The organism is Kitasatospora sp. NPDC096147, from assembly GCF_044763225.1.
GTDB lineage: Bacteria > Actinomycetota > Actinomycetes > Streptomycetales > Streptomycetaceae > Kitasatospora.
Genome location: NZ_JBIWFX010000001.1, coordinates 838,904 through 850,639, shown reverse-complemented (window position 1 = coordinate 850,639; position 11,736 = coordinate 838,904). Strand labels below are relative to the sequence as shown.

Genomic DNA, 11,736 nt, shown 5'->3' with positions numbered 1-11,736 from the left:
TGGGTTGGGGGGGTGGGCGCCCTCCACCCCGGGGTTTGGGGCGGCGGGCCCCCCAAATCTTCGCCCCCGGGGGGGGGCCGCCCCCCCCCCCCGGGGCCCCCCCCCCCCGGCCGTCGGCCGCTTCCCCGGCCGGTTGCCTTCCCCGGCCGGCTACCGCTTCGGCTGGTTGAAACGGAGCGCGTTGCCGGCCGGGTCGCGGAACGCGCAGTCGCGCACCCCGTACGGCTGGTCCACCGGCTCCTGGAGCACCTCGGCGCCGGTGGCCCGGATCCGCTCGAAGGTGGCGTCGACGTCGTCGGTGGCGAAGATGGCGCCGCGGAGCAGGCCCTTGGCGAGCACCTCGGCCATCGTCTCGCGGTCGGCCGCCGAGGCGTTCGGGTCGGCCAACGGGGGCTCCAGCACGATCGAGACGTCGGGCTGGGACGGCGAGCCGACCGTCACCCAGCGCATCCCCTCGAAGGAGACGTCGTTGCGCACCTCGAAGCCGAGGGCGTCCCGGTAGAAGGCGATCGCCTGGTCGTGGTCGTCGACGGCGATGAAGGTCTGGGAGAGCGTGATGTCCATGGGCACCACGCTACGGGCGGGTGGCCCCGGCGCGCTTCTCCGTTCCTGATCACTCCGGGGGCTTCTCGGCGGGCGGCGTCCGCACCGGCCGCAGGTACATCTTGGCGATGTAGGAGGGGATGGCCGACTCGTCCACGTGCTCGCGCGCCCGGTAGGCGCTCGGACTCTCGCCGACCAGCTCGGTGAAGCGCGAGCTGAACGAGCCGAGCGAGGTACACCCCACCTCGAAGCAGACCTCCGTCACGCTCAGCTCGCCGCGCCGCAGCAGCGCCTTGGCCCGCTCGATCCGACGGGTCATCAGGTAGCTGTACGGCGTCTCGCCGAAGGCGGCCCGGAAGCTCCGGGAGAAGTGCCCCGCCGACATCAGCGCCGTCCGGGCCAGCGCGGGCACGTCGAGCGGCTGGGCGTAGTCACGGTCCATCTGATCGCGGGCCCGCCGCAGGCGGGCCAGGTCCTCCAAGGTGCTCACATGATCACCATCCCACAGCCGACCGCTCTCCGGGGAGCGGCCGGACCGCTGCATCCTTCGGTGTACCCGGCTCTCGGCCGTGCGGAGGACGAACGCCCGCCGCCGGCACGAGAGGCTCGGAGCATGCGGATCACCATCGGGTACATCGTCGAGAGCATCGGCTACGTGATCGGGGCCCAGGGCCTCATCGGCTTCGTCTCCCTGACCTTCTTCGGCACCGAGTGGGGCTGGCTGCACAAGGTCGTGGACCTCCCCTCGGCCGCCAACCTCGCCGTCCTCGCCGCCGGGCTGCTCCTGGTCGTCACCGGCATCCGGACCCGGAAGTCGACGGCACGTCAGGACCCCGGCCCCGCCTGACCGGAGGCTCCCCGCGCCTGCGCCCGCGGCGGGCCGCGGCGGCGGGTGACGGACGGGGTCGTCGTACCAGAGCGGTTTGGAGCCGCCCCATCAGGACGCCAGCCACCACGGCCGGGCCTCCGGCACGGCCCGCCGGGTCAGAGTTCGAGGACCGGCCGGATCGTGGTGTCGTCCAGGACGGCGTCGCCGTCCGGATCGTGCAGCCAGGCCGCGTAGTCGGGGTTGTGGTGGGAGGTGGCGAGGGGCAGCCAGCCGAGCAGGGTGCCGTAGCCGCCGCAGGCGGATTCACCGCCGTCGCCGCCGTAGACGGCGGTCGGGTCGGCGACCAGTTCGGTGGTGTAGGTGTCGTGGGCGATCCGCAGGCCGAAGGCGTTGGGGGCGTGCTGGGGGCCGTCGGGGGAGTGGTACGGGATGCGGTCGAGCGGGCAGGTGTCGCCCCAGCGGAAGAGTGTGCGGGCGCCGGCGCCGCAGGCGTGCTCCCACTCGTCGGGAGTGGGCAGCCGAAGGCCGCGGGTGGTCAGGGCGGTGACGGCGTCCTCGGGCTGCTCCCTGTACTCCTCGTCCCGGACGGCCACCAGCAGGGTCGGCACGGTCGTCGTCCGGTACGGGCTGAGCGCCTGGGCGAGGTGGCCCCGGAGGTCGTCGGCCCGGCCGAAGCCCTGGTCCGCGCTCCGCCGGTAGTCCTCCTCCTGGCCGGGGGCCGGCTGCCAGCCGCCGAGGTCCAGGCCGAGGGTCACCGGGCCGCCCGGGACCAGGGCGAAGCCCTGCCCGGCCCGCTCGATCAGGGCCCGGTGGAACGGCCGGCCGAGGTGCTCGACGGTCTCCACCGAGACCAGGTGACCGTTCGTCAGGGCGGCGGCCTCGCGGGCGGTGCGCAGTGCGGTCGGCAGGTCGAAGGCCCGCCACTCGTCGAAGGTCAGGTCGGTGAGCGACATGTCCCGGAGTCTGGCACCGGCCGGTGACAGCGGGGCGCCGACGGCCGATGCCTGGTGGCCGGGCCCGGTGGTGGAGGGACGCGGTGGCGAGGACGGGGTGGGGTCGGATCGGCAGGGCCTAGAGTGGGCGCCATGCGTTCCCGGATCCTGCCGCCGCCCGCCCGCTAGCGGGCGGCTGACTCCCTGACAGGTGCCGGACGGCTCTCGCAGCAGCCGTCGGGCCGGTGAGTGGCGCCCGCGCGGAGTGGACACCCGATCCGGCCGGGCCACGGGCCCGGCACCCCTTCCGTGGAGTACGAACGCCATGACCGTCCATACCCCTGCCCGCTCCCGTGCCGCCGCGCCGTTCCGGCACGGCGTGCTCGCCATCTCCGCCGCCGCCCTCGCCTGGGGCGTCGGCGGGGCCGTCGCCGCCGTGCTGATGGGCGGCGCCGGCCTCGGCCCGGTCGCCGTCTGCGCCTGGCGGTTCGCCGTCGCGGCCGGCTGCCTGGTGCTGCTGCCAGCCGCCCGGCCGAGTGCGGCCGGCGGTGGTCGGGCCGCTGCCCTGCTGACCGGGATCGGGCTGACGGTGGGTCAGTGCGCCTACTTCGGTGCGGTCCGGTACGCCGGGCTCGGCCTGGCCACCCTGATCACCATCGGCGCCGGCCCGGTGCTCACCAGCCTCGGCGCCCACCTGCTGCTCGGCGAGCGCCTCACCACCCGCGCGCTGGCCGCCAACGGCCTGGCGCTGGCCGGGCTGGCCCTGCTGACAGCGGCTCCGGCGGCCGGACCGCGCCCGCTGCTGGGCACCGGGCTCGCCCTGCTGGCCGGTGCCGCCCAGAGCGGCCTCACCCTCTGGGCCCGGGGCGGCGGCACCGCCCGGGCCTCGGCCGGGGCGTTCGGCACCGGGCTGGCGGTCCTGCTCCCGCTGGCGCTGCTGACGGAGGGCCGACTGCTGCCGTCCGGGCAGCATCCGCTGCCGACGGCCGCCGCTCTGCTCTTCCTCGGCACCGTCCCCACCCTGCTCGCCTACCGCTGGTACTTCGCGGGCCTGGCCACCGTCCCGGGTGCGACCGCCGCGGTCCTGGTGCTGCTGGAACCGGCCGCCGCCGCGCTGATCGGCGTGGTCTGCTTCGGGGAGCCGTTCGGCCGGCCCGCGCTGGTGGGCGCGGCCCTGCTGCTCGCCGCGATCGTGGGGCTGACGCGCTGGCAGGAGTGAGGGACCGGCCCGCCCGCGCGGGTCGGAGCCGCCGCTTAGGGTGCGGTCATGGACGATCAGCGACCGACCGGCGGGGACGACCGGCTCCGAGACGCGTGGGGGCGGGTCGCCGCCCGGCTGGCGCAGCACGACCCCGGGGCCTTCGCCGCCCTCGGCCGCCCGGCCGCGCCGGAGGCGATCCGGGCGGCCGAGCAGCGGATGGGGGTCGAACTTCCGCGCCAGGTACGGGAGTGGCTGCTGATCAGCGATCTCGGCCACGGCCTGCCGATCGGGCCGGCGTCGGAGGAGGCCCTGACGGCGGGCGGCCCGCTGCTCGGGCTGGCGGGCATCGAGCGGACGTACCACCTGATGCGGGGGCTGGAGGCACAGGCGCGTCCGGACCCCGCATTCCCGTTCTGGCGCCGGGAGTGGGTGCCGTTCGCGGCCGAGGCGGAGTGCCACTACGGCCGCTTCGTGGACGCGCGGACGGGTGCCGTCGGTTCATGGTCCGAGGGCTCCGCCGCCGAGGAGGGGCAGGCAGGTTCGCTGGCCGAGGTCTTCGAGGAGGCGGCCGACCTGCTCGGCGGCGTGCGCCGGCCCGACCTCGCGGCCGAGACGGACCCGCTCCGGCGCTGGGCCCGGGCCAACGGCTTCGAGGTCAACGACCGGGGCCGCGTCCCGTCGGTCATCCGGGAGGCGTACGCGGCGCACAACGCGTAGCGGGCCTCCGAGGTCCGCACGGCGGGAGGCACGAACGAGGCGGCCCCGGCGCGGAGATGACGCTCTCCGGGCCGGGGCCGCCTGCGACCGCGCTCAGAACAGGCCCAGCTTCTCCTGCACCGCGCTGGCGAACGCCGTGCCGGCCAGGAACGAGCCGCCCGCGTACGCGAGGGACTGGAGGGCGGACGCTCCGAGGTGGCGGCTGACGATCAGGGCCGTCAGGGCGGCGACGAGACCGCAGAGCACGGCGATGACGAGAGCCATGACCTGGATCGTGCGGCTCTCACCTCCGGAGGTGGTGGGGGGTGGGGCGGTGGGGGCCATGAGTGCTGCTCCGTTCTGGGCCGGGGGCGGGGCGGCACGGTCGGTGCCGTGGCCCCGACGCTACGGACGGCCGCCCGCCGGGGGTATCCACGGCCGGGCCATCGCCGGGCGTCCATGGACGGCGGACGGTGGACACGGAGGGGATGCCGGTGGATCCGCGCCCGTGCGACGGTGGGCGCATGAGTTCACCGACCGCTCCGACGAGGAGCGCAGTAGAACGGACGCACGAGATGCTCGTTCGGTCGCTAGCGGTGCTGAGGCTCGCTCAGTTCCTGCTCTGGGTGCCGGTGTTGGCCCGGCAGGACTTCCCGCAGCGCAATGCCGGGGTCATCGTGGGCGCCTACCTGGTGGCGGTGCTGTTCGCCACGGCGATGTTCCGGGTGGGGCTGCGGCGCCGGGTGCTGGCGCCGCGCTGGATCGCCGCCGACGTCGTGCTCGGCTGCCTGTGCGCGGTGGTGGTGAGCCGGTGCTACCCGGCGGCCGACGCGGCCTCGATCGGCAACTGGGTGATCCCGCCGCTGTGCGGGGTCACCGTCACGGCGGCGATCTACGGCGGCCGCCGCCGGGGTGCCGCCGTCGCTGCGGTGGTCGGCTGCTGGTTGGTGGGGGCGTGGCCCGCGCTGGGGACGCCGAACGGTCAGGAACTGGTCTCGAACGCCACGATGATGGCCGTCTTCGCGGCCGTGGCCGGATTCGTCGGCCGCTTCCTGCTGGACGCCTCGCAGGCCGCCGACGTCGCGTCGGCCGACGCGATCGAGTCCAGGGAGCGGGCGGCGCGCGCGGACGAACGCGCCGAGCAGGCCCTCGAGTTCCACGACTCCGTGCAGGTGACCCTGGACGCGATCGCGTCCGGCCGGTACCCGGCCGAGCAGAACCGTCGGCTGGCCCAGCGGGACGCCGACTACCTCCGGGTGCTGACCACCAGCCGCCAGGATGGCGGCCGGGCCGAGCTCGCCACCGCGCTGGCCCGGATGATCCGGGACCACTCCGCCCAGGAACTGCTGGAGCGGGGAGTGGAGTCGAGGATCGGCGTGCTCCCACCGGACCTGCCGGCCGAGGTGGTGGACGCGCTGACCAAGGGGGCGCGCGAAGCGCTGAACAACGCCGCCAAGTACGCCGAGGTGGACGTGGTCTGGCTGACCGCCGCCGGGACCGAGGACGGCGGTGTCCGGGTGGCGGTGATCGACCGGGGTGTCGGCTTCGACCCCGACCGCACCCGCCCGGGGCTCGGCACCACCCTGTCGATCAACCGGATCGTGGCGCTCGGCGGCGAGACCGCCGTCATCAGCACCCCCGGCGAGGGAACCACCGTGGAGCTGACGTGGACCGCCTGATCTCCATCGGAATGATCGACGACAACCTGATGGTCCGGGAGAGCGCACCCCTGTGGTTCGCGGCCCACAGCGAGGTGCGGGTCGCCCTGACGGCCGGTTCGGTGGCCGACTACCTGGCGGCAGGCCCGGCGCCGGGGATCGTCACCCTGGACCTGAGCCTGGGGAACGGCACCCGGCCGGCCGACAACGTCCGGGCACTCGTGCGGGCGGGGCACCGGGTGGTGATCGTCACCGTGGTCCCGAACAAGGAGTGGATCATCGAGACCACGGAGGCGGGCGCCAGTGCCTACCTCACCAGCCGGGCCCACAGCTTCGGCGAACTGGTCGAGCTGGTCCGGGCGCTGGACCGGGGCGAGCTGCCGACCACCCCGGAGCACGCCTTCTGGCTCGCCCAGGACGACCGGACCAGGCGGCCCCGGCTGACCGAGACCGAGAAGGTGGTCCTGCGGCTGATCGGAGACGGGCAGCTCCAGGAGGCCGTCGGCCGGCGGCTGGGCGGCATCAAGCGCAGCACGGTGGCGACCCACCTGGCCAACGTCCGGGCCAAGTACCGTGAGGCCGGAGTCAGTTGGGAGGGTGCCGGGTCCTACCGGGACTGGGCGAGGGGGCAGCTGCTCGACAGTGACCGGGAGGACCCGACGGGGCGGGGCGAGGCGTCCTGAGGCGGCCTGCGGACGACCCGGGTCAGGCCGGCTGCCAGAGCTCGATGCGGTTGCCCTCCGGGTCGGTGACCCAGCCGAACTCGCCCACGCCGTCCATCGCCTGGGTCTCCTCGGCGACGGCCGCGCCCTTGGCGCGCAGCTGGGCGAGCATCGCGGCCAGGTCGCGGACCCGGAAGTTCAGCATGGTCTGCTGGGCGGGGGAGCCGAAGTAGTCGGTGCCGGCCTCGAAGGCGGCGAAGACGGTCGGCCCGGCCGGCTGCTGCCAGAGGCCGTGCTCGTCGGTGTCCAGGCCCAGGCAGTCGCGGTACCAGGCGCTGAGGGCTACGGGGTCGGTGGCGCGCAGGAAGTACCCGCCGATGCCAAGCACACGTTCCATGGCGGCCATCCTGCCAGCCGTCCCCACCCGGCGGTGGGCAGCGGCGCACCGGCGAGTGGGGGCGATGCGTCCGATCGTGGATCGTGATCCCCGCTCGTCGGGGACGTCGAGGCGCGGGCCGTCCCGGAGGTGGTGGCCCGCGCCCGGAGCCCCGGCTGAGCGGCCGTCAGCAGGAGAGGTTGCCGCCCGCGTCGGTGCCGAGGATGCCGACGAACTTCTTGAACAGCGCGATCCGGGAGTCGCGCTGCTCCGGGTTCCTGCCGTCGCACTCCAGGGCGCCGTTGATGGAGCGGATGGTCTCGCCGAAGCCCTTGTTGTTGACGATGGCGTCGTGCGGGGTCATCCGGCCGGCACCGCTCTGGGTGTTCCAGAACCAGAGGCCGGTCTTCCAGGCGGTGGCCGGGTTCTTCTCGACCTGGTACGGGTCGCGCAGCAGGTCGATGCCGAGGGCGTCGCCGGCCGCCTTGTAGTTGTAGTTCCAGCTGAGCTGGAGCGGGCCCCGGCCGTAGTAGGCGGACTTGCCGGCCGGACAGCCGTACGGCTGCGAAGTGTCGCAGTAGTGCGGGTAGTTGGCGGTGTTCTGCTCGACCACGAACTTCAGGCCGCCGGTCTCGTGGCTGACGTTGGCCAGGAAGGCGGCGGCCTCCCGGCGGCGGACCGCGTCGCTGCCGCTGGCGGCGAACCTGGGATAGGCGCCGAGCGCGTCGGTGAGGCCCTTGTAGGTGTAGAAGGCGTTCCGGCTCGGGAACATCCTGTCGAACTGCGCCTCGCTGACCACGAAGGACGCGGCCACGGCGGACGGTGCGGGCTGGACGGCCACGGCGAGGGTGCTCAGGACGGCGGCCGAGACGGCCGTGGACAGCGCACGGGAGAGCTTCATCGTTCCTCGGAGGGGAGAGCTGCGGAAAGCTTCGGGGGCGAAGCGCCGGAGATCATCATCACTGCCGGGTAACGGGAATCCGGTCGTACGCGTCCGCAAACCACCCGGGGGCCTGGCGTCCGGTCAATCCGCTGACGGGCATTCAGTCCCCGGGGTGGTGCGTGTCCGCCCGACCCGGCGGTACCCCGGGGCCGGGCGGGTGACCGGGCGTCAGCCGAGGAGCGGGGCCAGGGCGGTGGCCAGGCCGGCCGGGGTGCGGTAGTGGTGGGCCGTCATGCCGAGGGCGGTGGCGGCGGTGACGTTCTTGGGGCTGTCGTCGATGAACAGGCAGCGATCGGGGGCGGCGCCGACCAGGGTGGCGGCGTGGTGGTAGATGCCGGGGTCGGGCTTGGCGATGCCGAGGCGGGCGCTGTTGACCACGTGGTGGGCGAGGTCGGTGAGGGCGAGGTCGGTCAGGCCCTGGTCGGTCCAGGGGGTGCCGTTGGTGACCAGGACGAGCGGGACCCGACGGCGGACCTCGCGGAGCAGGGCGACCACGTCCGGATCGGCGTGCACGGGGGTGGTGGTGAAGGCGGCGGCGAGAGCGCGGGCGGTGGGCCCGGGGGTGTGGACGGTGAGGCTGACGGCGATGCGGTCGGTCCACTCCGCCCGGGTGAGCCGGCCGAGGATCAGTGGCTGCGCGTGCTCCGGGGCGAAGGCGGCGGCGTAGGTGCTGCCCTCGGCCAGACCCGCCGACCGTTCGAGGACGGCGACGGCGGACTGGTCGAAGTGGCGGATGACGCCGTCGAAGTCGCAGAGGACGGCATCGAAGGGCGCGGGCGCGAGAGGTGGCTGCGGGGCGGGCGTCATCGCATCTGGATACCACGGTGCGGGCTTGCGGGGTAGCAGGGTCGGCGGTGGTCCAGACCGCTCCGGCGCGGGCCACCGGCGCGGTGGGAGGAAGTGACGTAATCCACGCGGATGTGCCGACCGCCGACCCGGGGGGCAAAACGGGATGGACGGTCTGGTTCGGGCGTTCACGTACCGAAAGGAGCATGTCGGCGCCGCAGTGGTGATGGTGCGGACGCGGAGCACCGGGCAGTGGGCCGGTGGTGGCGTGTTGCGCGGGTGGGTCAGACAGGTGACTTCGGCGCTTCTCAAGGTGCCTGACGGTCCGTCAGGGTGGTCCGCATGTACGGGGTCGGTCGGAGCTCCGAGGAGGAACAGCTATGTGTGGCACCGTCGGAATGTTCGTGGGCTGTGCGGCCCTCACGTACTGCCCCAAGGCACTGCTCACCGGTGGCCGGGTGCAGCGGCCCGCCTCCGGGGAGGTCGGCGCGGAGCGGGCGGAGCAGGTGGAGCCCGAGGTGGCCGGTACGGAGCTCGCCGAGGCGGGCCCGGCCGGATCGGAGGAGGTGAAGGAGGAGGTGGAGGACCCGGGGTACCGGAGTCCGTTCCGGGGCTGGTACGAGCGGGCCAGCGTGCGGCGGGCGCCGCGCCGGATGGTCAGCGAGGCGGATGCCGCGCTGAAGTTCTTCTCGCCGGACCTGGTGCCCGTCGCCGGGCACCCGCTGGTGAAGGCCCTGCCGGAGCGGGTCTTCGGCGAGCTGCTGATCCAGCACCTGTACCGCTACCTGGACTTCACCGCCCAGCTGGAGTACCTGGTGGTGAACCGCACCGTGCTGGGCCTGGCGCACGGCACGGTCGGCCTGCGGTTACCGGAGGAGATGCGCTTCGACGCGCTGAAGATGTACTGCGACGAGGCCTACCACGCGCTCTTCTCGGTCGACCTCCAGCGCCAGGTGAAGGGTCGGACGGGAGTGGCCCCGGTACTGCCGGCGGAGCCGTTCTTCCTGCGCAGGCTCCAGCAGATCCTGGAGGAACTCCCCTCCTCCGACAAGCAGTTGGCAGAGCTGCTGTTCGTGATCGTGTCGGAGACGCTGATCTCCGCCAGCCTGGCCGAACTCCCGGACACCGACGAGGTGGTGCCGGCCGTCCGGGAGGCGATCCGGGACCACGCCACCGACGAGGGGCGCCACCACGCGTACTTCGCCACGCTGCTGCGCCACCTCTGGGCGCAGTCGGACCGTCAGGAGCGCCGCCGGATCGGGGTGTTGGTGCCCCGGCTGATGGACGCCTTCCTCCGTCCCGACCTGGATGCGCTGAAGGGTGAGCTCGCCACCTACGGTCTCTCCCGCGACGAGGCCGAGCAGGTGGCCGCCGAGGTGTACAGCCCGGAGGTGGTGGGCGCGCACTCCCGGGCCACCTCCCGGATGACCAGACGGTACTTCGAGTCGGCCGGGGCGTTCGCGATCCCGGAGGCCGTCGACCAGTTGGCGGTCTACGGCTTCGTGGAGTGAGCCGCCGGTGAGCCGCGCCCCGTGGTGGCCGCTGCCGACCGGCGGTGGCCACCACGGGGCGCGTTTTGCGAGCATGGTGGCATGGAGATCACCGGGGAGACCGTGGCCGCGCTCCGGCGGGTGCGGTGGATCGTGGGCGGGACAGGGGCTGGGAAGAGCACCGTGGCCCGGGAGTTGGCCGCGCGCTACGGCGTGGCGGTGTTCGACGGCGACCGGGCGGAGGGCTCCTGGGCGCGGCGGGCCGATCCGGTGCGGCAGCCGAGGTTGACCGCCCAGCAGGGGCTGGCGCCGGGGGAGTTCTGGGCGGGCCGGACGGCGGCGGAGGTGCTGGCGGCGATGCCGAGCCTGCACGGGGAGATGACGGGCTTCCTGGTCGCCGACCTGCTGGAGCGGGTGGCGGGCGGCGGGCCGCTGCTGGTCGACTGGTTCGGCCTGCTGCCGGACGGGCTGGCTCCGCTGCTGGCGGACCCGGCGCAGGCCGTCTGTCTGGTGCCGACCCCCGCCTTCCGGGAGGCGGCGCTGCGGGCCCGCTACGCGGACCCGGCCCGGGCCCGGGCCAACTGGGGCGACCACGACCCGGCGGAGATGCTGGCCCGTCGGTTGGAGCGGGACCTGCTCTGGGACGAGCAGGTGCGGCTGCGGGCCGCGCGGGCCGGCCTGACCGTGCGGACGGTGGACGGAAGCGTCGGACCGGCCGCGCTGGCCGAGGAGTTGGCGGCGGGGTTCGGCTGGGCGCCGGCCGGCTGAGCCTCCCCCCGGGGGCACGCTCACGGGGCGGCTGAGGTCAGGGGCGCCAGTAGCCGAGGGCGTGCACCCGGGGCTTGGGCAGGGCCAGCTCCTTGCGGGCGAACTGGGCCAGGGTGCGGGTGGTACCGGTGTCGCAGGCGATCCACAGGTACGCGTCGGCCGGATCGCCGATCAGGTCCGGGAGCGTGCTGCGGAGTTCGGCGGTGAGAGCGGCGCCGCCGGATTCGCGCGGGACGTGCCGCACCTCGTGGCGGTTCGGCCGGGTGCGCAGCGGCAGTTGGTGGTCGGACGGGTGCTGGGTCTCCAGCCAGATGGTGGCCGGGGTGTCCGGCAGTGCGGTGAGCAGCGAGTTGAGCGCGGGCACCGAGGCGCTGTCGCCGACCAGGAAGAGGTGGCGGGGCGCCGGGTCCGGCAGCGTGAAGGCGGAGCCCTGGACGGTGGCCTGGATGGTGTCGCCGGGCGTGGCGGCGCGGGCCCAGTCGCTGGCCGGGCCGTCGTGCAGGGCGAATTCGAGGTCGAAGGTGCCGGCCACCGGGTCCGGGTCGACCAGGGTGTAGGCGCGCTGGTGCGGGCGCCCGGTGTGGTCGAACCAGAGGCGGACCCACATGGTGGGGTGGATGCCGGTGGCGGCGAGCATGCCGCCGTCGGTGAGCCGGATGCGGCGGCAGCGCTCGGTGACCTGCTCCGCGCCGGTCACCGTGAACGTGAAGTCCCGGCCGCGCAGCAGCTTGAGGACGACGCCTTCCCAACCGTGGCCCATGGGTGTGCCCCGCTTCCCGTTCGTCGATGCGCCAGTTGAAGTTCGGTTAGCCTAACCTAACTAGAGGCGGATTGGTCCGTCCGGGTCCGGAG

The 11,736-nt window shown here is 74.0% G+C and carries 14 protein-coding genes and 2 pseudogenes; 8 read left to right on the top strand and 8 right to left on the bottom strand.

All coding sequences use genetic code 11. From position 1 onward, the window contains the following. Positions 1-150 precede the first annotated feature (150 nt). Both ACIRBX_RS03595 and ACIRBX_RS03590 read right to left on the bottom strand, forming a co-directional pair. Complete coding sequence (locus ACIRBX_RS03595; RefSeq protein WP_402293490.1) at positions 151-564, bottom strand: VOC family protein; 414 nt, start codon at positions 562-564, stop codon at positions 151-153. Positions 565-613: 49 nt separating this feature from the next. After that, positions 614-985, bottom strand: a complete 372-nt coding sequence (locus ACIRBX_RS03590; protein ID WP_402293890.1) for a helix-turn-helix transcriptional regulator — start codon at positions 983-985, stop codon at positions 614-616. 171 nt (positions 986-1,156) lie between these two features. Between ACIRBX_RS03590 and ACIRBX_RS03585 the strand changes: the two genes are divergently transcribed. Beyond that, positions 1,157-1,390: a hypothetical protein gene (locus tag ACIRBX_RS03585; protein WP_402293489.1), complete on the top strand. Its 234-nt coding sequence runs from the start codon at positions 1,157-1,159 to the stop codon at positions 1,388-1,390. 137 nt (positions 1,391-1,527) lie between these two features. Here the strand turns inward: ACIRBX_RS03585 and ACIRBX_RS03580 are convergent, their stop codons facing one another. Beyond that, a complete protein-coding gene (locus ACIRBX_RS03580) occupies positions 1,528-2,325 on the bottom strand; it encodes a hypothetical protein (RefSeq protein ID WP_402293488.1) in 798 nt (265 codons plus the stop codon). A 304-nt stretch (positions 2,326-2,629) separates the two neighbouring features. On the opposite strand from ACIRBX_RS03580, the gene ACIRBX_RS03575 reads away from it, so the two are divergent. The 3 genes and pseudogenes from ACIRBX_RS03575 to ACIRBX_RS03565 all read left to right on the top strand — a co-directional run. Continuing rightward, a complete protein-coding gene (locus tag ACIRBX_RS03575) occupies positions 2,630-3,523 on the top strand; it encodes an EamA family transporter (protein WP_402293487.1) in 894 nt (297 codons plus the stop codon). Positions 3,524-3,571: 48 nt separating this feature from the next. Next, a pseudogene (locus tag ACIRBX_RS03570) lies at positions 3,572-4,003 on the top strand (SMI1/KNR4 family protein); the annotation flags it as partial. Positions 4,004-4,126: 123 nt separating this feature from the next. Next, positions 4,127-4,222 (top strand): annotated as a pseudogene (locus tag ACIRBX_RS03565) (histone-like nucleoid-structuring protein Lsr2); the annotation flags it as partial. A gap of 93 nt (positions 4,223-4,315) precedes the next feature. Here ACIRBX_RS03565 and ACIRBX_RS03560 read toward each other — a convergent pair. Continuing rightward, positions 4,316-4,486 (bottom strand): hypothetical protein, encoded by a 171-nt coding sequence (locus tag ACIRBX_RS03560; protein ID WP_402293486.1) that lies wholly within the window; start codon positions 4,484-4,486, stop codon positions 4,316-4,318. Between the two features lie 311 nt (positions 4,487-4,797). On the opposite strand from ACIRBX_RS03560, the gene ACIRBX_RS03555 reads away from it, so the two are divergent. Next, positions 4,798-5,880, top strand: coding sequence for an ATP-binding protein (locus tag ACIRBX_RS03555; RefSeq protein ID WP_402293485.1), 1,083 nt, complete (start codon positions 4,798-4,800; stop codon positions 5,878-5,880). Next, a complete protein-coding gene (locus tag ACIRBX_RS03550; protein ID WP_402293484.1) occupies positions 5,868-6,542 on the top strand; it encodes a hypothetical protein in 675 nt (224 codons plus the stop codon). Before ACIRBX_RS03555 ends, ACIRBX_RS03550 begins: the two co-directional genes overlap by 13 nt. Positions 6,543-6,564: 22 nt before the next feature. On the opposite strand, the gene ACIRBX_RS03545 is transcribed toward ACIRBX_RS03550, so the two are convergent. The 3 genes from ACIRBX_RS03545 to ACIRBX_RS03535 all read right to left on the bottom strand — a co-directional run bounded on the left by ACIRBX_RS03545 (position 6,565) and on the right by ACIRBX_RS03535 (position 8,647). Next, the gene (locus tag ACIRBX_RS03545) at positions 6,565-6,918 is read right to left on the bottom strand and encodes a VOC family protein (RefSeq protein WP_402293483.1); all 354 of its coding nucleotides are present in this window, start codon (positions 6,916-6,918) and stop codon (positions 6,565-6,567) included. A 166-nt stretch (positions 6,919-7,084) separates the two neighbouring features. Further along, complete coding sequence (locus tag ACIRBX_RS03540; protein ID WP_402293482.1) at positions 7,085-7,798, bottom strand: chitinase; 714 nt, start codon at positions 7,796-7,798, stop codon at positions 7,085-7,087. Positions 7,799-8,008: 210 nt separating this feature from the next. Continuing rightward, positions 8,009-8,647 carry an HAD family hydrolase gene (locus ACIRBX_RS03535; RefSeq protein ID WP_402293481.1) on the bottom strand — a complete coding sequence of 213 codons (639 nt, stop codon included), beginning with the start codon at positions 8,645-8,647 and terminating at the stop codon, positions 8,009-8,011. Between the two features lie 359 nt (positions 8,648-9,006). Between ACIRBX_RS03535 and ACIRBX_RS03530 the strand changes: the two genes are divergently transcribed. Together ACIRBX_RS03530 and ACIRBX_RS03525 are read left to right on the top strand one after the other, a co-directional pair. Further along, positions 9,007-10,137, top strand: coding sequence for a diiron oxygenase (locus ACIRBX_RS03530; RefSeq protein WP_402293480.1), 1,131 nt, complete (start codon positions 9,007-9,009; stop codon positions 10,135-10,137). A gap of 81 nt (positions 10,138-10,218) precedes the next feature. After that, positions 10,219-10,884 (top strand): hypothetical protein, encoded by a 666-nt coding sequence (locus ACIRBX_RS03525; RefSeq protein WP_402293479.1) that lies wholly within the window; start codon positions 10,219-10,221, stop codon positions 10,882-10,884. A gap of 37 nt (positions 10,885-10,921) precedes the next feature. Here ACIRBX_RS03525 and ACIRBX_RS03520 read toward each other — a convergent pair whose 3' ends face one another. Further along, on the bottom strand, positions 10,922-11,644 hold the full coding sequence (locus ACIRBX_RS03520) for a siderophore-interacting protein (RefSeq protein WP_402293478.1): 723 nt from the start codon (positions 11,642-11,644) through the stop codon (positions 10,922-10,924). Positions 11,645-11,736: the final 92 nt, after the last annotated feature.

What these genes read in the sequence shown, in the direction of transcription:
- ACIRBX_RS03595 (WP_402293490.1), bottom strand. Translation starts at nt 564, where the DNA reads ATGGACATCACGCTCTCCCAGACCTTCATCGCCGTCGACGACCACGAC.
- ACIRBX_RS03590 (WP_402293890.1), bottom strand. Translation starts at nt 985, where the DNA reads ATGGACCGTGACTACGCCCAGCCGCTCGACGTGCCCGCGCTGGCCCGG.
- ACIRBX_RS03585 (WP_402293489.1), top strand. Translation starts at nt 1,157, where the DNA reads ATGCGGATCACCATCGGGTACATCGTCGAGAGCATCGGCTACGTGATC.
- ACIRBX_RS03580 (WP_402293488.1), bottom strand. Translation starts at nt 2,325, where the DNA reads ATGTCGCTCACCGACCTGACCTTCGACGAGTGGCGGGCCTTCGACCTG.
- ACIRBX_RS03575 (WP_402293487.1), top strand. Translation starts at nt 2,630, where the DNA reads ATGACCGTCCATACCCCTGCCCGCTCCCGTGCCGCCGCGCCGTTCCGG.
- ACIRBX_RS03560 (WP_402293486.1), bottom strand. Translation starts at nt 4,486, where the DNA reads ATGGCTCTCGTCATCGCCGTGCTCTGCGGTCTCGTCGCCGCCCTGACG.
- ACIRBX_RS03545 (WP_402293483.1), bottom strand. Translation starts at nt 6,918, where the DNA reads ATGGAACGTGTGCTTGGCATCGGCGGGTACTTCCTGCGCGCCACCGAC.
- ACIRBX_RS03540 (WP_402293482.1), bottom strand. Translation starts at nt 7,798, where the DNA reads ATGAAGCTCTCCCGTGCGCTGTCCACGGCCGTCTCGGCCGCCGTCCTG.
- ACIRBX_RS03535 (WP_402293481.1), bottom strand. Translation starts at nt 8,647, where the DNA reads ATGACGCCCGCCCCGCAGCCACCTCTCGCGCCCGCGCCCTTCGATGCC.
- ACIRBX_RS03530 (WP_402293480.1), top strand. Translation starts at nt 9,007, where the DNA reads ATGTGTGGCACCGTCGGAATGTTCGTGGGCTGTGCGGCCCTCACGTAC.
- ACIRBX_RS03525 (WP_402293479.1), top strand. Translation starts at nt 10,219, where the DNA reads ATGGAGATCACCGGGGAGACCGTGGCCGCGCTCCGGCGGGTGCGGTGG.
- ACIRBX_RS03520 (WP_402293478.1), bottom strand. Translation starts at nt 11,644, where the DNA reads ATGGGCCACGGTTGGGAAGGCGTCGTCCTCAAGCTGCTGCGCGGCCGG.